The 18,995-nt window shown below is 40.5% G+C and carries 18 protein-coding genes; 12 read left to right on the top strand and 6 right to left on the bottom strand.

Going from position 1 to position 18,995, the window contains the following annotated elements:
- Positions 1–4: 4 nt before the first annotated feature.
- Both T7867_RS12580 and T7867_RS12575 read left to right on the top strand, forming a co-directional pair.
- Positions 5–778, top strand: coding sequence for a zinc ribbon domain-containing protein (locus tag T7867_RS12580; protein ID WP_068223984.1), 774 nt, complete (start codon positions 5–7; stop codon positions 776–778).
- Positions 779–785: 7 nt separating this feature from the next.
- Positions 786–2,234, top strand: a complete 1,449-nt coding sequence (locus T7867_RS12575) for a tetratricopeptide repeat protein (RefSeq protein ID WP_322299373.1) — start codon at positions 786–788, stop codon at positions 2,232–2,234.
- Here the strand turns inward: T7867_RS12575 and T7867_RS12570 are convergent.
- The gene (locus T7867_RS12570; protein ID WP_322299372.1) at positions 2,206–2,829 is read right to left on the bottom strand and encodes a histidine phosphatase family protein; all 624 of its coding nucleotides are present in this window, start codon (positions 2,827–2,829) and stop codon (positions 2,206–2,208) included. The two genes, T7867_RS12575 and T7867_RS12570, sit on opposite strands and share 29 nt — an antisense overlap.
- A gap of 59 nt (positions 2,830–2,888) precedes the next feature.
- On the opposite strand from T7867_RS12570, the gene T7867_RS12565 reads away from it, so the two are divergent.
- From T7867_RS12565 to menD, 3 genes are read left to right on the top strand one after another with little or no spacing between them, the layout of a single operon-like run.
- Positions 2,889–3,308, top strand: coding sequence for a hotdog fold thioesterase (locus T7867_RS12565; protein WP_322299371.1), 420 nt, complete (start codon positions 2,889–2,891; stop codon positions 3,306–3,308).
- Between the two features lie 2 nt (positions 3,309–3,310).
- Positions 3,311–4,540 carry a chorismate-binding protein gene (locus tag T7867_RS12560; RefSeq protein ID WP_322299370.1) on the top strand — a complete coding sequence of 410 codons (1,230 nt, stop codon included), beginning with the start codon at positions 3,311–3,313 and terminating at the stop codon, positions 4,538–4,540.
- Positions 4,537–6,219: a 2-succinyl-5-enolpyruvyl-6-hydroxy-3-cyclohexene-1-carboxylic-acid synthase gene (gene menD, locus T7867_RS12555; protein WP_322299369.1), complete on the top strand. Its 1,683-nt coding sequence runs from the start codon at positions 4,537–4,539 to the stop codon at positions 6,217–6,219. The genes T7867_RS12560 and menD overlap by 4 nt, the downstream gene beginning before the upstream one ends.
- Here the strand turns inward: menD and T7867_RS12550 are convergent.
- Positions 6,201–7,325, bottom strand: a complete 1,125-nt coding sequence (locus tag T7867_RS12550) for a carboxypeptidase-like regulatory domain-containing protein (protein ID WP_288342355.1) — start codon at positions 7,323–7,325, stop codon at positions 6,201–6,203. The genes menD and T7867_RS12550 overlap by 19 nt on opposite strands.
- A gap of 21 nt (positions 7,326–7,346) precedes the next feature.
- Between T7867_RS12550 and T7867_RS12545 the strand changes: the two genes are divergently transcribed.
- Positions 7,347–8,399, top strand: coding sequence for an AMP-binding protein (locus tag T7867_RS12545; RefSeq protein ID WP_322299368.1), 1,053 nt, complete (start codon positions 7,347–7,349; stop codon positions 8,397–8,399).
- Positions 8,400–8,491: 92 nt separating this feature from the next.
- Positions 8,492–8,695: a hypothetical protein gene (locus tag T7867_RS12540; RefSeq protein WP_068224009.1), complete on the top strand. Its 204-nt coding sequence runs from the start codon at positions 8,492–8,494 to the stop codon at positions 8,693–8,695.
- Here T7867_RS12540 and T7867_RS12535 read toward each other — a convergent pair.
- The gene (locus T7867_RS12535; RefSeq protein WP_273514136.1) at positions 8,692–9,474 is read right to left on the bottom strand and encodes an XRE family transcriptional regulator; all 783 of its coding nucleotides are present in this window, start codon (positions 9,472–9,474) and stop codon (positions 8,692–8,694) included. The genes T7867_RS12540 and T7867_RS12535 overlap by 4 nt on opposite strands.
- Before the next feature lie 113 nt (positions 9,475–9,587).
- Here T7867_RS12535 and T7867_RS12530 point away from each other — a divergent pair, with 113 nt between their 5' ends.
- From T7867_RS12530 to cls, 4 genes are all read left to right on the top strand, one after another.
- Complete coding sequence (locus T7867_RS12530; RefSeq protein ID WP_157717706.1) at positions 9,588–10,256, top strand: outer membrane beta-barrel protein; 669 nt, start codon at positions 9,588–9,590, stop codon at positions 10,254–10,256.
- A gap of 110 nt (positions 10,257–10,366) precedes the next feature.
- Positions 10,367–13,666: a VPS10 domain-containing protein gene (locus tag T7867_RS12525; RefSeq protein ID WP_273514139.1), complete on the top strand. Its 3,300-nt coding sequence runs from the start codon at positions 10,367–10,369 to the stop codon at positions 13,664–13,666.
- Between the two features lie 264 nt (positions 13,667–13,930).
- Positions 13,931–14,776, top strand: coding sequence for a 1,4-dihydroxy-2-naphthoyl-CoA synthase (locus T7867_RS12520; RefSeq protein ID WP_068224018.1), 846 nt, complete (start codon positions 13,931–13,933; stop codon positions 14,774–14,776).
- Between the two features lie 154 nt (positions 14,777–14,930).
- Complete coding sequence (cls, locus tag T7867_RS12515) at positions 14,931–16,382, top strand: cardiolipin synthase (RefSeq protein ID WP_273514141.1); 1,452 nt, start codon at positions 14,931–14,933, stop codon at positions 16,380–16,382.
- Positions 16,383–16,444: 62 nt separating this feature from the next.
- Here the strand turns inward: cls and T7867_RS12510 are convergent, their stop codons facing one another.
- Positions 16,445–17,152: a hypothetical protein gene (locus tag T7867_RS12510; RefSeq protein ID WP_322299367.1), complete on the bottom strand. Its 708-nt coding sequence runs from the start codon at positions 17,150–17,152 to the stop codon at positions 16,445–16,447.
- 104 nt (positions 17,153–17,256) lie between these two features.
- Here T7867_RS12510 and T7867_RS12505 point away from each other — a divergent pair, with 104 nt between their 5' ends.
- Positions 17,257–18,309 carry an aromatic ring-hydroxylating oxygenase subunit alpha gene (locus tag T7867_RS12505; protein WP_273514147.1) on the top strand — a complete coding sequence of 351 codons (1,053 nt, stop codon included), beginning with the start codon at positions 17,257–17,259 and terminating at the stop codon, positions 18,307–18,309.
- Positions 18,310–18,404: 95 nt separating this feature from the next.
- Here T7867_RS12505 and T7867_RS12500 read toward each other — a convergent pair whose 3' ends face one another.
- On the bottom strand, positions 18,405–18,770 hold the full coding sequence (locus T7867_RS12500) for an MmcQ/YjbR family DNA-binding protein (protein WP_273514219.1): 366 nt from the start codon (positions 18,768–18,770) through the stop codon (positions 18,405–18,407).
- Positions 18,770–18,994 (bottom strand): DUF6728 family protein, encoded by a 225-nt coding sequence (locus T7867_RS12495; protein WP_273514149.1) that lies wholly within the window; start codon positions 18,992–18,994, stop codon positions 18,770–18,772. The genes T7867_RS12500 and T7867_RS12495 overlap by 1 nt, the downstream gene beginning before the upstream one ends.
- Position 18,995 lies beyond the last annotated feature (1 nt).

The raw sequence follows: 18,995 nt of genomic DNA, 5'->3' as shown, positions 1-18,995 counted from the left end.
GTTAATGGAAAAAACAGTTGCACAGAAATTAGAGGCGTTAAAGAAGCTCCAATCAATTGATTCTGAGTTAGATGAAATCAAAAAAGTTAGAGGAGCCCTTCCTGATGAGGTAGCCGATCTTGAAGATGAGATAGCCGGATACGAAACTCGAATTGAGAAATTCAACAACGAACTCAGCGAGCTAGAAGCTAATATTTCTGACCATAAAACTCAGATAAAGAACTCTGAAGCACTCATTAAGAAGTATGAGGAGCAACAGATGAATGTTAGAAACAATCGCGAGTACGATGCCATCACCAAAGAAATTGAACTTCAGAACCTAGAAATTCAAATTTCTGAGAAGAGAATTAAAGAGGCATACGTAAAAATAGATGCCAAGAAAGAGGAGATTTCTAGAACTCAAGGTGAACTTGACGAAAGAAAAAAAGACCTTGATACTAAGAAAAATGAGCTTGAAGTACTGACTCAAGAAAGCGAAGCCGATGAGCAAAAGCTTTTGAAAGACAGAGAGAAAGCAACTAAGAATATTGAAGACAGATTATTAAACTCTTACAATAAGCTTAGAAACAATGCACGTAACGGTTTAGCTGTTGTACCAGTAAGCAGAGGCGCTTGTGGTGGTTGCTTTAACGTTGTACCTCCTCAAAGACAGGCAGACATCAGAGACAACAAAAAACTTATCGTTTGTGAGCACTGCGGTAGAATTTTAGCTGAAGTAACTGATGAGATTGTAAACGAAGAGAAGAAGAAAACCAGAAGAACAAGAAAAACAGCTTAAGGTTGTTTTGAGATCTTTTATAAAACATAAAGAATGGGTAGGCTTATTGGTCTATCCATTTTTTTTATGCCTTTGCGTGTCGGCTTACGGACAAAAGCAAACTCCTCAAACCCTTCTAGACCTACAGTTAAAACCAGGTCAACGACCCTCTCCCCCCAAGTCGGAAGAAGCACTAAAAGACATCTACTTTGAAAACCTACACGATGTTTTCTACTTAATCTTCCACGAAAGTGACTCCGCCTTTGAAGCCCTCAAAGAAATGGAAGGACAAAGGCTAGATGCTATCGAAAACTTCCAACTGCCCAGCCCATGGAAGGGTTTTCTACAAGCTGAGATAAAGCTCCAATGGGCCTTCTTAAAACTTAAGTATGGCGAAGAATGGAATGCCTTTTGGAGCCTAAAAAGCGCCAACAAATCCATTGAAGAAAACCTTGAAGCCTACCCAAGCTTTAAACTCAACAACAGAACCAGAGGACTACTCAATATTTTGTTTGGAGTGACTCCGGATAATTATCAATGGGTTTTTAAACTCTTTGGCATGAAGGGCACAGTAAGAGATGGCATAAAGCAGTTGACGGAAACCAGAGACACCAACTCAGTTTTTGGGTTGGAAAGTAATGTCATTCTAGGCATGATCTACTCTCATTTGTTGGAGGAGACAGAGAAGGCTCCTGAATTCATAACTCAGCATCAGCTTTCTAACTCTTCTTTAGCGCAGTATTTTCAAGGCATTATTCTTCAAAAATCTCATCAAGCGGAAAAGGCCAGAAAACTATGGCTATCATCTGTTAACAACGTTCCCTTTAGCACATACCTCATTGGGGAAAGCTATTTTCAAGAAGGAAACTACAATGAATCCTTAAACTACTTTCAGCAATTTTTAAGTGAATTCGATGGCCTAACTTACCAGAAAGACGCCTTGCTCAAAATTGCCTTGGCTTATAAATTTCTTGGAAACTCCAGCGCATTCGAAAACAAGCTTGAAGAAGCTGGAGATAGTAAAGCCAACACATCAGAAATTGACAAAAATGCTCAGAAGACGATAGACAAACTAGAAAACATCAACTTTGAGATGCTTAAACTCAGGTATGCTATTGACGGTGGCTTCTTTAAAAATGCGGTCACTTTATTGTCTGACTTGGAACAAACCACACTCAACAAACTACAACTTGTAGAACTGACTTACAGGAAAGCCAGAATGGCTCACATTCAAAACCAACCTAGAGCAGTAGAACTTTACAAAAAAGTTATTGCAGAAGCAGATATGATCGAAGAAAGCTACTTTGCACCAAATGCATTTCTGCAATTAGGTTATTTGCAGCGTGAAAAAGGAAATCTCGACATGGCTAAAATGTACTTTGAACGCGTACTAACCTTCAAGAAACATCCTTATAAAGCTAGCTTAGACAGTAAAGCCAACGTAGCGCTTAGCCTTTTAGATCTTGGAGGTGACTAGTATCGTTGTACTTCTCTAACTGAAACGAACTTCCCGTATAGGCTAACTGGTATAGGCAAAGATTTGAATGCTCAAAGCTATCCATACTCTTGAGAGGATAATTGAGCATAACACTGAGCATCATTCGCATTGCTCGGCCATGCATGCAAATTAGTACCTGACTCTCATTCTTTTGAGCTAAAATATACTCTAAAGCTCTTTGCATGCGTGCCGCTACCTCATTTGGACTCTCCCCTCCTTCTATGGCTATATCGGTTTCACCCAATTGCCAACGCTTAATCATGTCTGCATAATATGCCGCTCCTTCTTGATCTACAGGAACACCCTCATGCTTTCCCCAGCTAATCTCATTCAAATCAGGTAAGGCCTCATACGGCAACTTATCATTAATAAAACCCTCCATCGACTGAAAAGTACGCTTCAGGCCAGACACATATAGCTTATCGAACGGATGATCTTTGTATGCTTGATAAAACGCATTGGCTTGAGCTCTACCAGTCGCATTTAAATCTGCATCTATTCCACTCCCTTGCACTACTCCTTTGAGATTATAATCTGTTTGTCCGTGTCTGGTAAGGTATATTTTTTTGATCATCGATTTGTTCTATTTTTGCGACAGCCAGCCGCAAAGCTAAAAAGTTAATCCAGAAAGGCATGTTCAATCCTCAAGCTACCTTAGATATTATCAACCAAATGGGCCGAAACACTTTAGTTGAACATTTGGGTATAGAAATGATTGAACTAGGTAAAGATTACCTAGTAGCTAAAATGCCGGTAGATCATAGAACTCATCAGCCTTTGGGAATGTTACATGGTGGTGCTTCGGTGGTACTTGCAGAAACACTAGGGAGTGTAGCTGCAACTTTAACCGTAGACCCTCAAAAGCAGTATTGTGTAGGTTTAGACATCAATGCCAACCACATTAAATCTGCCAGAGAAGGTTATGTATTCGGCAAAACCATCCCAATTCATGTGGGAAAGAAAACACAGGTTTGGGAAATTAAAATCACCAATGATGAAGATCAGCTAATCTGCATAAGCAGAATTACTATGGCAGTGCTGGACAGAAAGTAAGAATGGAGAAGAAGAATTGGAGCGTATTGGAACCCGACTTGAAGTTGTTTTCTAAAGAACAAATTCTTGGTTCGGCATTGGCTTTAGCTCAAGAAGAACAACTACCAGTAGCTGTTTGGAGAAAGCCGAACAAAACTGAAATCAACGTGCTGATTTCCTTTTCAGAAGCCTTGCAAGTAGATCGATACGAACTGCAAGAGCTTAAAAACGGCTTTGCTTTCGCTCCCTTCAATTTCTATCAAGAAAAAGGCTTCTTCATCAACGGAGATGTATTGTTGTCTTTCGACTTTGACGAGGTAGTCATTAAGCCTGTAAATGAGGCTTCCACTAACACTCTGCAAGTAGATAGTTTCAAGAAAAAGCTAATAGATCGAATCGAAAATGACGAAGACTCACCACTTTTCAATCAGTCAAAAAACTTAGCCAAACCAAAAAGCTCCGACTACGAGACCTTAGTTGAAAAGTGTGTTGAAGCAATTAGAGATGGTTTTTTCGAAAAGGTAGTTCCGGCCAGGTCAACAGACATTGACTTACCTACTGGCTTCGATCTTATCAAACTATACAGCAACCTCTGTGCTGCTTATCCAAATGCCTTTATCTCTTTTGTTTCCATTCCTGAATTAGGCTCATGGCTGGGCGCCACTCCAGAAATACTAATCGAGAAAGAGTTCAACACCTTTAGAACTCATGCTCTGGCTGCCACTCAACGGTTCAACCCAGAAAATGATTTGAGTGAAACGGCATGGACACAAAAAGAAATTGAAGAACAGGCCATGGTGAGCCGGTACATAATCAACTGTTTTAAGAAAATTAGACTTCGAGAATACGTTGAAAAAGGCCCAGAAACCATAAAGGCTGGCAACCTACTTCATCTTAAGACTTCTTTTGAAGTAGATGTTGTAGCTACTAACTTCCCTGAACTCCCCACCGTAATGCTAGAACTGCTTCACCCTACTTCGGCAGTGGCAGGCATGCCTAAAGAGCAAGCACTTTCATTTTTAAAGCTCGAAGAACAACTAGATCGATCTTTCTACGCAGGTTTTTTAGGACCTGTAAACATAGAAGAGCAGACTAGCTTATATGTAAACCTTAGGTGCATGGAATTGGCGAAAGATAAAGCTCGCCTGTTTGCTGGCGCAGGAGTTACTGCTCACTCTAATCCTAAAAAAGAGTTTGCTGAAACCGAAATGAAATTCAATACCTTGCTCAATATTTTGAATCAAGCCCATTGATACTACCACACATCAACGAAATTGCTAGCCTGTGCGCAGCTCACGGAATCACTCAGGCGATTGTCTCTCCTGGGTCTAGATCTGCCTCCATTTCATTAGCCTTTGAGAACCACCCAGAAATAGATGTTAACGTGATTGCCGATGAAAGATCTGCGGCTTTTATTGGCATGGGGATAGCTCAGCAATTGAGAAGACCAGTAGCACTAATTTGCACCTCTGGCTCGGCAGTTTACAATTATGCACCAGCCGTTGCCGAAGCATATTATCAAGAAGTTCCGTTACTCGTTATTACTGCAGACAGACCACCTGAATGGATAGACCAGTATGACGGTCAGACCATTCAGCAAGAAGGTATTTTCGGGAATCACATTAAAGCCAGTTTGAGCTTACCTGTAGACCTTTCTCATTCAGACGCAAAATGGCATTCTAATAGGTTAGTAAACCAAGCAATACTTGTCTCTGAAGAATATCCAAAAGGTCCAGTCCACCTGAATGTACCCATTCGCGAGCCTTTTTACCCGAGTAAAGGAGACAAATACGAGTACCCAGAAACGAGACGGATTACAGCTAACAAAACCGAAAGAACACTTTCAGAAGATAGCTGGAAGGAATTACTCAATGAATGGCAAAAGGCGCAAAGCAGATTACTGATTGTTGGTCAACTAGAGCCTGATTCTGATTTAACAGAATCTCTTACTCTGCTTCAAAGTAAAACCAACCTGACCATTATCAATGAGGTTACGGGAAATCAACAAGACATAGAGAAGGCAATCGGTAAGCAAGACTTGTTTCTACAAGGACAACTAAAAATACAAACCCCAGACCTACTCATCACCTTTGGAAAATCACTGATCTCCAAGAACTTAAAAATATTCCTAAGGAAAAATCCATCAAAACATCATTGGCATATTAAAGAAGGGAACCGTTTGAATGATGGTCTTCAACACCTTAGCAATAACTTAGACCTATCACCAACCTATTTTGCTTCGGAGCTTACCAAAAGAGTTTCTGCAGAAAACCACTCTGACCTGAATCTTGACTGGTTTAAAATGGAACAAGAAGCTTCGCGCAAAAGCGAGGAATTTATTAAACAGTCCGATTTTGGTGAACTTAAAGCTGTTTACAGTGTACTCCAACAAATCCCTGCAAACTCCCAATTACACCTAGCAAACAGCATGGCTGTGCGCTACGCTAACTTTGTAGGGATTCGGGCCAAAGGGGTTGAGGTATTTTGCAACAGAGGTACCAGTGGTATTGATGGTAGCAACAGCACTGCTGTTGGTGCAGCACTAGCTTCTGGCAAACTAACCACTCTACTTACCGGAGATATGGCGTTTCTTTACGATAGAAATGCCTTTTGGCATGGGTACGACCTGAGCAACCTCAGAATAATAGTATTGAACAATGCAGGAGGTGGAATTTTCGGAATGATTAAGGGGCCAAAATCTCAAAGTAGCTACCAAAAGCTTTTTCAAACAGAACAGCCTTTAACTGCAAAACTGACAGCAAAAGAGTTTGGGTTCGAGTACGCAAAAGTAAAAAACGAAGACCGATTGAATGATGAATTGAAGGAGTTCTTCAATTCATCAGCTTCACCAAAAATCATAGAAGTCTTCTCCGACCCTAGAAAAAACGAAGAGATCTTCACTGCATATAAATCCTACTGCTTAGGCTTGTAGTTTATAGGAACCATGTCAGCAACTTTTTCGAAACCCCAATACCCTGAGGAGTAAAAGCTCAGCGGATCATAAACATACCCTGTTCGCTCAAACTCAATGGCTTCTTTGCCTTCGGCTAAAGAAATCCAAGAGATCTGCTCACCTAACCTCGATGCCGAAACAGAGTTAAGCTTGCCGCCAGGTTTGGCTTTTTGCACATACTCTGGTGTTTCTCTTTCTTTGGTATAGGTTACGTACAGAAAGTTATCGAAAGGAAGCTGGCGAGAGAGGTCGGATTGTCCTTGATCTAACCACTCGCGAAGATTCACATTTGTAGGATCTAACACTCTACCAAAATTGGTTACGTCTTTAGCCACCTGTACTATATAACCCTCCTCCTCTAACTTGCCTTCAAAAACAGAGGAGAAGAAATGCTGCAGAGAACCCTCATATGCCTTCCTTCTATTTTCTTCCCAAACTCTAGCCCTTCGCTTGGTTTTGGCTTCCATTTCAGTGAATACCGTATAGCCAAAATAGGTATTCAATCGCTTTGAATAATCTACCTTAAATTCTTCTAAGTAGTAATCTATTAAATAGCCTAAAGCTTTATTCTCCACCTTTATTGGAACTTTAGAATAAGCATAAAGAGCATTCTCTTTTCTATCGTAATAGAAATCTAAATCATCTTCATTGAGAATCTTGCATTGTGATGCATTTTTAGAGAAGCCCAAAAAGGTGTCTTTAAATATTTGCAAATAGCGTTTCCAGTTTTCATCCTTCTCAGCGGTTACAGTTACACTACCCAAATTCACTTCTTCGGGTGTCAAAGCGACATCAAAATACAAGCTTCTTTCGTCTTCCAAGCGAATATTTAACCCGTATGTCTTATAGCCCACAAAGCGAATAATAAGATCATAAGTACCAGGTTCCGATACTTTTATCTCAAACCTACCATCGGCATCAGTATTTACTCCATAAGTGGTTTCGGCAAAAAATACATTCGCAAAAGGAAGAGTCTCTCCTGTTTCTGCATCGCTAACGGTTCCTGAAATGGTAAAACCATTCTGCGCTTTTAGTCCTACAGAAAGAAAAAGTAAAAGAGTAATTAGGCTGAGTTGCTGTCTCATTTTATTTGGTTAAACTTGGCTGTGGAAGGCACAATTATCATCAATACAGAGTCTTATACCTTTAGTGAATTTACCACAATAACTTTGCCTAAAGGTCTAGATTGGGCTTCAAATACTCAAGCTTTTATTAAAGATTGGTTGAAGGACAAGTCATCATTCACTTTACAAACCTCTGGTTCCACAGGTAAACCCAAAAACATAGATATTCTCAGAGCTCAAATGATAGCAAGTGCCGAGGCTACCATTCAACACCTTAACATTCCTACTGGTGCTAGCGCCTTATTGTGCATGAATCCCGATATGGTTGGGGGCAGAATGATGCTGGTTAGAGCCCTAATAGGCAATTGGCAGTTGCATATTCTTCCTGCTTCTTCTAGCCCTATTATTCCGAACGCGCTAGATTTCACTGCAATGGTTCCCCTTCAGGTGCTCGAACTAATGAAGTCGGCTGAGGGAGTATCTTTCCTAAATCGTATAGATCAACTGATTATTGGAGGTGCAAAAGTAGATGAAGACTTATTAGATAAACTTCAATTACTGAAAACCAAAGTTTACCAAACTTTTGGGATGACAGAGACTGTTTCTCACATTGCACTGAAGCCAATAAATGGAGACAATAGAGTAAATTCCTATCAACTAATCGGAGACAATCAGATAAAAGTTGATGAACATGGCCGACTAAAGGTAAAAGGCACGGTCACCAAAAATCAATGGATCGAAACCAATGACCTCGTAGAACCTACAGAAAATGGGTTTCATTGGCTAGGCCGTTTAGACTTGGTGGTTAATAGCGGTGGAGTAAAAATATCAGTGGAACCACTGGAGAAAGAACTATCGAAGTACTTTAATACTTCCGTTTGGGTATGGAAAGTACCCAATGAAAAATTGGGAGAACAAATGGTTGGCCTTACAGAAAGTCAGGAGTTAATAGACAAAGTGAACAATTCCTACCATACTTTTAAAGATGAGTTCAAAAAGTATAATCTGCCAAAACGTTGGGTTTTAGTGAGAAAATGGTGTTTTACTGCTTCTGGAAAACCAAATAGACAAGAAACTTTATTGGCTAATAGCTAATTGCGCTATTCATTATTCGCTGCAATTAGGTAAATCTCCTATTGATTCTTTTGCGCATCGGCCTACCTTTAAATCATAATAAAACAAAAGCCATGTCACAAAAAGCCGCCCACCACCACAACCCAATTAAAGAACTTGTTCTTGCAGATATTTTAACTGCTGGCCGCTTCATCCTCAACCTAGTATTCTTTGTAGTTTTTATAGTATTGGTATTAGAGATGAAATCATTGTTGCACATTGACATCTTCCCTAATTATAACTTCCCAATAGATGAAATGGTGAAAGACTTCTTTTAGCCTTTCATTTTAATTACCTCTTGCTGCAATTCAAGCACAATATTCTTTAACTGTTCAAAACTCATATCATCATCTGCATACTCAGGAATCTCCATGCTTAAATAAGCTTTAGCTTCCCAAATCTCTATTACATCTGAAGTATCTACCTTATACGGTGAATAGGCTTTATTATCAGAAACTAGAAACAGTTGTCCATGCTCATGTGTATAATCGAACACACGCTTATACACAACTCCCTCTTCTTTAGATAAAATAATGTAACATCTGCCATCCTTAATATCGGCAATGGCATCTAAATACTGGCCAATTACTATTGTCCCGGGCTTAATGGGTAACATGGAATCACCAGTAATTTCGAAAGCTCTATAGGTACCAGACTTAGGTAGACTTGGTATTTGAAACTTGGGCAACTCTTCTAAATATTGAGGGTCTGCATAACCATTCAGATAGCCCGCAGATGCCTTTTGAGGTATTAAATCAATAAACTCATTATCCTCCTGATCTACCGTAATAGATAGCACCTTCATACCAACCGTATTCTTCTGGGTTGAACGAATTTGCTCGAGTGTTTTGGCCGTAAGGTCTCTAGAAATCATTGAGTCTACCGAAACTCCAAATACTTTAGACATATTTTGGAGGTTGTTAAGCCTAGGATCTGCCCTTCCTTCTTCGTAAGCACCCACCAAAGAACGCTTTATACTAATCTTATCCGCAAACTCTCCTTGGGTCCACCCATGGAGTTTTCTCAAGTGTTTAATATTTTCGGCAACCTGACTCATAATGAATATTTGGAAGCAAATTAGCTAATTATTTTAGCTTAATGTCAAAATATTTAGTGTTAATTTGGCACGTTATTGGTTTGGTAAAGAGCGTCAATCAACTCAAATTTCAAATGAAAGCCTTTTTCTCAATCCTCATTGCATTATTCTGTTTAGGTAATTTATCAGCTCAAAACACAATGAGCTTCAACGTTCAAACGGTACTTCCAACAGGAGAGCTTAAAAATGATTCTCCCGATTTATGGGGTGGCGGTTTTGCCGTTACTGGCGCCTTCAATCTAAAAGACTCTCCAATATTCTTAGGAGGAACATTGGACTTCACTCGCTACGGTAGTCAATTAAGAAATGGCTGGCATGGTTCGGTAATGGGCGATTACAGACATAGAAGACAATTTGAAATGTCTCGCCTCTTAGGTTTCATAAGAATTTCGCCAGATTGTGATGCTGGGTTTTACCCTTATGTAGATTTTAATGCAGGGGTCAATTTTGTGTTCACTCGCTCTATTTTACGAGATTCGGCTTTGGAAGACCCTTTTGATAGATACCTAGACTGGCACGACTTTTCTTTCACATATGGCATAGGTGCTGGTGTAGAAATCCCGGTAAACCCAGACATTTTAATAGATATCAATTTTAAAACGCTCAAAACCGGAAAAACGGAATACCTCACTCCTAACTCTGTTTCGTTCGATACGGAACAAGAGATTTATCTTCTCGATGTGCAACGGTCTAGGTTCGACACATTTACCTTTAGTATAGGTATTAAAGCCTATATCGATTAACACCAACTTTACTTTGCCACTTATAACGGTTTTTACTCGTTCCTAAGATTTAAATTTTAGACACCAGATTCTTGGTCTATTTTGAATTTTATTCAACAAAAAAGAATCTGATGACGACTAGAAAAATCGGAGATTCACTAACCAAACGAATCTATCTGTTAGCGTTCACGCTGCTATTCACAGTCTCTACAGGCTGGGCACAGAAAGTAGACATGGACATTTTTAAAGACATGAAAGCCAGGAGTATTGGCCCGGCTGCCATGAGTGGTAGAATTACCGCAATTGATGTTGTTCAAAGCAACCCAGACATTATTTATGCTGGTGCTGCATCTGGTGGAGTATGGAAAACTACTGGAGGAGGACTCAACTGGGAGCCAATTTTTGACGATGAGGCTGTTCAAGGAATTGGTGCCATTGCCATTAACCAGAAGAACCCAGATGTTGTATGGGTAGGTACTGGCGAAGGTAACCCAAGAAACTCAGTAAGCTCAGGCTACGGAGTTTACAAAACCATTGACGGTGGTAAAACCTGGGAGTTGATGGGTCTTGAACTAACAAGAAACATTCACAGAATTTACATTCACCCAGAAAACCCTAATGTTGTTTATGTAGGTGCTATTGGTTCTCCTTGGGGAGAGCATGAAGAAAGAGGTGTTTACAGAACGCAAGATGGTGGTAAAACTTGGGAGAAAATTCTTTACACCAACAACCTTTCTGGTGTGGCCGATATGGTGGCCGATCCAAGCAACCCTGATAAAATCTTTGTGGCCATGTGGGAGCACAAAAGATGGCCATGGACATTCAAGTCTGGTGGAGAAGGCTCAGGTCTTTACGTTACTTTAGACGGTGGAGATACTTGGAAGAACCTTACTGGTGAAGGTGGCTTACCAAAAGGACCTTACGGTAGAATTGGTTTAACCATTGTTCATAACAAACCAAACTTCATGTACGCCATGATTGAGTCTAAAGAAAATGCTCTTTATCGCTCAGAAGATGGTGGTATGACTTGGAAACAAACAACTACTGCTGCCAAAGAAGGCAATATGGGTAACAGACCTTTCTATTACTCTTCAATTTATGCTGATCCTGATAACGAAAACAGACTATACAGTTTATACTCTATGGTTTCTCGTTCAGAAGATGGTGGAAAGTCTTTTGAGGTAATTATCCCTTATTCTGGTGTTCACCCAGATCACCATGCTTGGTGGATTCACCCAGAAGATCCTGAATTTATGGTAGACGGAAATGATGGTGGTTTAAACATTACCAGAGACATGGGTAAGTCTTGGAGATTCACTGAGAAAATACCTGTAGGTCAGTTCTACCACGTAAATGTAGATAACGAATTCCCTTACAACCTTTATGGTGGTATGCAAGACAACGGTTCTTGGGTAGGGCCTTCTTACGTATTTAACTACGCTGGTGTTAGAAATAGCGATTGGCAAGAATTAAGCTTTGGCGATGGTTTTGATGTTGCTCCTATTCCGGGCGACTCTAGATATGGCTATACCATGTCTCAGCAGGGTAATGTAACTCGTTACGACAGAGTTTCTGGCTACACTAAAACTGTAAAGCCAACATCGCAAGATACTGCAGTTGAACTTAGATTTAACTGGAATGCTCCAGTAGCTATCGATCCACACAATCCTAATGGTGTGTATTATGCTTCTCAATTTGTTCACTATAGCTCAAACAGAGGAGATGACTGGACCAGAATTTCTCCAGACTTGACTACTAATGACCCTGAGAAACAAAAGCAAAATGAAAGTGGCGGATTGACAATTGATGCCACAGGTGCTGAAAACCACACTACTATTATTGCATTAGCTCCAAGCCCTGTAGAAAGAGACGTTATTTGGGCAGGTACTGACGATGGTAACCTTCAAATTACTAGAGACAACGGTGAAACTTGGACTAACGTTGGAGCTAAGCTTCCTGGGCTACCAGCAGGTAGCTGGATTCCTCAAATCCGTGCTTCTACTTACAACGCTGGCGAAGCTTGGGTTGTAGCCAACAACTATAGAAGAAACGACTGGTCTGCTTATGCTTACCATACTTCTGACTATGGTCAAACCTGGACAAGAATTGCTGATAATAACAAGGTATTCGGTTACACTTTAACTATTCTCCAAGATCCTATTGAGCCAAATTTGGTATTCTTAGGAACTGAAAATGGCTTATACGTAAGCTTCGATAAAGCTCAGAACTGGAATAAGTGGAACCACGGTTACCCTAATGTATCTACTTACGACTTGGCTTACCAAGAAAGAGAGCATGACTTAGCTATTGGTACTTTTGGTAGAGCATTCTATGTATTGGATGATATTCGTCCATTAAGAGAATTTGCTGCTAGAGGCGCTAACAGTGCTAAAAACGAAGACTTAATTGTATTCGATATTGCAGATGCTTATCAGATGACCTACCGTCAGCCTGCTGGTATGAGATTCCCTGCCGATGGAGGTTCTTACGAAGGACAAAACAAATACTTTGGTAGAGCTGCTGTGAAATTCTACGTGAAAGATGATGAAGCGAAGGAAGAAACGCCAGAGCCAGAAAACAATAGAAGACGCAAGAAGAAGAATCAGGAGGAAGAAGCTAAGCCAGAGGCAAAAAAGCTTCCTAGTCGTATCAAAATGACTGTTCTAGATAATAGTGGCGACACTATAAGAACTTCAGAAAGCACTTACAAAAAGGGTCAGGTTAACACTATTAGCTGGGACTTAAATAGAAGAAACCCTTACCCTGTTGAAATAACAGGCGGTGGCGGTGGCCGTTTCGGTGGTTTTGGCGGAGGCCGTAACCGTGAGCAAACTGCTGGCGAAGTTCTACCTGGTGACTACACTGTAGTTCTTGAGTTAGGTGATAACAAAGTTGAAAAGACTGTAACTGTTCATACCGACCCTAGAATTGAGGTGAACTTGAATGACCTTAGAGCTAAGCAGAACTTCCAAGACGAAATTCTTAAAATGTCTCAGACTTGGGCTAAACTTACCAACAGAGTAAGAGAAGCTGACGAGATTATTAGCAAGGTAGAAGCTCAGATCAAGGAAGAAGACGACAAGGAGAAAACTAAAGCGCTTAGCGAGGCTTTGAAAACAGTAAAAGCCGAGTTTGAAGAAGTGCAAAAGTTGACCACCGGAATCCGTCAGGAAAGAGGTCAAGCTGTTGCTCCAGTTCGTTATACTACTGCTGGCAACTGGATTGGTCAAGCTCGTAGATATGCAAGCTCTAGACTTACTGCTCCAGGTCCGAACGAAAGAGACCTGAAAGAAAATGCAGAGAAAATGATGAACGAGGCAGTGCAAGAGGTTAATGACTTCTTCAGCAATGATTGGCCAGCATTCCAGCGAGCCTATCAGCAAGTAAGCTTCAACTTCTTCAAAGACTTCTCTAGCCCAATTAGAAACTAGTTTATTTCAAATAACCAATTGAAAAGGGCTACCCGGTGGGTGGCCCTTTTTGCTTTTATTCATTGCTACTAAACCCTTTCCAAGCTGGCGTGCTCTTGCAGTACGAAGCTATTTAAAGTCAACAATTTAAGTATAAACTCATTACAAGTGAGCGCTATTCAAGATTCCGCTTTAAGCTAGTTTAAAGATCAAACCTATGTTTTCCCTAATTCCATCTTGCTACTTCTGCCCTATCGCTTATTTTCGCAAACAAATTAATTCACTATGAGCAAAGTAAACTGGACCACCGTAAAAGAGTACACAGATATTACCTATAAAAAGTCGGGAGATGGCGTTGCACGCATTGCCTTCAACAGACCTGAGGTAAGAAACGCCTTCAGACCCAAAACTGTGGGTGAACTCTTCGAAGCTTTGCTCGATGCGCGTGAAGACACTTCAATCGGGGTGGTTTTACTTTCAGGAGAAGGTCCATCGCCAAAAGACGGTGGTTGGGCATTCTGCTCGGGTGGCGACCAAAACGCGCGTGGTCACCAAGGCTATGTAGATGATGATGGCATGCCGAGGTTGAACATTCTTGAAGTTCAGCGGTTAATTCGCTTTATGCCTAAAGTAGTGATCTGTGTTTGTCCTGGTTGGGCTGTTGGTGGAGGCCATAGTTTACACACTGTTTGTGACCTTACTTTAGCCAGTAAAGAACACGCCATATTCAAACAAACCGATGCAGATGTAACCAGCTTTGATGGTGGTTACGGTTCGGCATACCTTGCCAAGATGGTTGGCCAGAAAAGAGCCAGAGAAATCTTCTTTCTTGGTAGAAACTACTCTGCACAAGAAGCTTTCGAAATGGGAATGGTAAATGCCGTTATTCCTCACGAAGAATTAGAAGATACAGCCTACGATTGGGCTCAAGAGATTCTCCAGAAGTCACCAACTTCAATCAAAATGCTCAAGTTTGCCTTTAACGCAACTGATGATGGCATGGTAGGCCAGCAAGTATTTGCCGGAGAAGCCACACGTTTGGCTTACATGACAGATGAGGCTAAAGAAGGCCGAAATGCCTTCCTAGAAAAAAGAAAGCCAAACTTCAAAGACGTTAAGTGGATTCCTTAAGTACTGAATAGTCTATGATTGGTTAACTGACAATATCAACTCCCTTTCTATTCAGGAGGGGCAGGGTTGGTCAATTAAAGACAGAATATTTAAGAATAAACCCATTTCAACAGTTTTATGAGTGGATTTCCAAACCAAGCACTTATCTTGATTTATGCTTGAGCTCTGGCAAACCATTTCGCCCTTTGTACTGCCTCTCTACTATGTGGCTATCTTCTTTGTGGTGATCGGTATTTTGCTAGAAAACAGAAATCCACTCAAAACACATTCTTATCTTTTACTACTTCTGCTTTTACCGATTCTAGGTATAATAATCTATCTATTCTTCGGTCAAAATATCCGTAAGCGAAAAATCTTCGCTAAAAAACTACTCATTAATCAGGCTTTTGGTGAACAGTACTTTCAAGACAGGGTAAATGAGGTGGAGATCAATGAGGTGCTTCCTCCTAGCTTAAACCAATACGAAAGGGTTGTTAGGTTTCTACGGAAAGACCTGTCTCCGCTCACAAAAAATAACGAGGTAACCATTCTCAAAAACGGGGAAGAAAAGTTTCCGGAAGTATTCAAAGCAATAGAGCAAGCGCGCCATCATATTCACCTTGAATACTACATTTATGAGGAAGATGACATAGGGCATCAAATGGCAGACCTGCTCATAAAGAAAGCCAAACAAGGCGTAAGCGTTAGGCTAATTGTAGATGGAGTTGGTTCACTTTCTTTATCTAAGTCTTTTTTCAATAAGTTGAAAAGTGGAGGGGTTCAACTTGTTGAATTTATGCCTGTGCTTTTCCCTTCTTTCACCAGTAAAATTAACTACAGAAATCACCGAAAAATCATTGTAGTAGATGGAATGATTGGCTTTACTGGAGGAATAAACATTAGCGACAGATACATCAATAATGGGAAGCACTCCACCTTTTGGAGAGATACTCATGTAAAGATTGAAGGTGAAGCCGTAAAAACCCTTCAGTTTTTGTTCATCCTCAACTGGCAATTTGTTACGCAAGAAGAGATTTTACCTGAAAGTAACTTCTTCCCAGAATTTACACCTAAAGGTTCTCACTGGGTTCAGATTAATGCTAGTGGCCCTCATTGGGAGTTAGCGAGTATCATGGACTCCTTCTTTCTGGCTATAAACTCTGCAAACCAAAACGTAAGGATTGCAACCCCCTATTTTATACCCACAGAAAGTATCTTAGACGCTATTACAACAGCGGCACAGAGCGATATAAAAGTGGAGTTGATCGTTCCAAAAGACTCTGACTCATGGATAGTGAAGTCGGCATCTAGGTCGTATGTGAGGCAATTGCTCGATGCTGGAGTGAATGTGTATTTCTATGATAAAGGCTTTATGCACGCCAAAGTGATCATCATAGACGATAACTTTGCCTCCGTGGGTAGTGCCAATATGGACTATCGGAGCTTCGACCTAAACCATGAAGTAAATGCCTACTTCTATGACAAAGCTATAGTAGCCGAGTTAATACAGGAGTTCGAAATAGATAAAACCGACAGCGATTTAGTTGAACTTGAAAGGTGGCAAGGGCGCAAATTATGGCCAAAACTCAAAGAGTCGGTATGTAGGTTGTTAGCACCTTTGTTGTAGACTCATTTTTCTTGTATTATCAAAACACGAACCTTCTCATCCCCTCTTAAGGCCGAGCTACCTCATAGCACAGCTTCTAACATGGTAATTACTTCTCGCTCTTTTTTCCAGCGGACTTTATTCTGCCTTTGATAGTCTTTAAATCGCTTTTGTTGCTCTTTATTCAGTATAGTCTTTAACCAGCTTTTGGTGAAATTCACCTCTTCATACTGTTCTTCATTTTCACCTCTCCAGAAATATCGTTCTTCAGGAATATAGAAATCCAAATAGGCCACTCTATTCACTTCCGGTAAGGTTATGTCCTCCGATTTCTCAAATTTCTTATCGTAGTACTTAACTAATTCAAAGCCAGGCTTATCAACTAAAACCTGACAAATTCTAGGGTTTTTGGGGTAAACCTTAAATTCATGCCAAGGAATTCTACGAAAAAGATTCTCGTCTCCTTCATCACTAGATATCAATAGAGACGCGATGTTAGACTCATCAGTCTCAAAAACATCTTTTGTAGCCCTATCCATAAAAAACACGCCATCACCTTGAGTGTGATAGTTTATAAGATAATAGCCAGAGGTATCTCTATTTATACTTACGGCTCTTCCTTTGAGCCAAGCCTTAAAGCCTAAAGGAGAGCCCTTCACAGACTCTGGCTCGAGTATATTACTAATATCCATAGGGTTGTCTTTGTCTGTAGACTCTAGTTTGGTAAACTCAATTTGGGCACTTGCACTTATCGATAACCCCCACAACAATACTGTAAATAGTTTTTCCATAGCGAATACAGATTTAGTTTTAACAACCATAATAACTAAAAGCAGTAACAGCTTTGTTTCATAAAGTTCAAACTGCCAAGAGTTTATATTAAGTTTGTACGCTAATGAGTGCAGTAAAGTCGAAAAACCTACGAAATATCTGGTATGTAGCCTGTCATGGAAGTGTCCTGAAAAAAGGAGAAACCATGGAAAAGGAAATCGATGGTGAGAAAATTTGCTTAGGAAGAGATGAAAACGGAAAGCCGTTTGCCTTGCGCAATCAGTGCCCTCATAGAGGCATCCCACTTACCTATGGCAACTTTGATGGTTGTGAAATTGAGTGCTGTTACCATGGCTGGAGATTCAGACCTGATGGTGTGTGTTCTAAAATTCCAGCTCTACCTCCACAGTCTAAATTAGACGTTTCAAAAATCAGAGCACCGTATTACCCAGTTCGTGAACTGCATGGCATTGTATTTATTTATATGCCACGCGACATGCGGAAGCCTGAAGATATTGACGAAAGCCTTTTCCCATATTTTCCGCTGAGTGAGAATCAATCTTTCGATTTAGTCACTGCCAAAAAAATGGATTGCGGTCTCGACCATTCGGTGATCGGTTTGATTGACCCAGCTCATGTTCCATTCGTGCATCAGTCTTGGTTCTTCAGAAAGAAAAGCAACCTTAAGTTGAAGGAAAAGAAATTCGCTCCTTCCCACCTTGGATTCACAATGGTGAGACATGCGCCTTCTAAAAATTCTGCTGCGTATAAAATCTTGAAGAAGGAACAGACTACAGAAATCAGTTTCCAAATACCGGGAATCAGAACTGAGCACCTAAAGGTGGGTGAAAACGACATAGTCATAATGACCACCCTCACTCCTGTCAATGATCAGGAGACTGAGCTAACTCAGTTTGTTTACACAGATATCAGTTGGTTCAAACCACTGAAACCAATCTTTTACAGGTTCGCAAATACCTTCATTCAGCAAGATGTAGACGTGTTCAAAAAGCTGAAAGAAGGCCTCAATAATAATCCTCCACTAATGCTTATGGGCGACCCCGATATGCAAGCCAAATGGTACAATGCCATTCGTTCTAGGTATGAAAAATGCCAAGAGGAGAAAATTCCATTCGAGAATCCGATTAAAGAGCAGACACTTTATTGGCAAACGTAGCTAGTTCAAGGTTCTATGTTGAAAGTTTAATGTAGGTTTTGCTCTCCTTTATGGTGTGGGCGTATTTCTGATTCCTCGATATATTGTTCAACTGATTACTGATCCCCTGATATACTATCCAACTCAACCCTGACTTTCTTTGGCAAACTGGCTACTACCAGCTCATAAGAATGGTCTGTAAGTTCCAAGATCATTTTGTCAGGAACAGATCCATTGGTGAATACAGAGTTCCAGTGCTGTTTATTCATATGCCAACCAGGCTTAATACCAGCCCATTGTTCTCGTAACTCTACAGCTCTTTCAGGATCACACTTGAGGTTGACGTATTCGAATTCGTCTATACCTGTAACCGCAAACATTTTGTTCATAACCTTAAACACCAAGGTATCTGGTCCAAATGGTGTACTTTCAGTTACACCAGGTTTACTAAGGCAGTACTCACGAAATTCGTCTAGATAAATCACATCCGAGAAATGAAACGAACGATCATTACGGTAAGCGCAATTAGAAACATAATGATGGAAATCTTATTGATTCCATGCATCACCTTTAGGTTGAAGTTTGACGGATGACTTGGATCTTTTTTCCTAAAGAAATAGCCAAGCACAGGGCCGAAATCAAAAGCCTCTTTTGCTGACAGCTTAACTCTCTCCCCTTTCTGTTCCGTTCTTTTTTCTTCTGACATA

Origin of the sequence: Roseivirga spongicola, assembly GCF_034376045.1 — a bacterium.
GTDB classification, from domain to species: Bacteria; Bacteroidota; Bacteroidia; order Cytophagales; family Cyclobacteriaceae; genus Roseivirga; species Roseivirga spongicola.
Note: the sequence above shows the minus strand (reverse complement) of the source record. Positions and strands in the feature narration are given on the sequence as shown.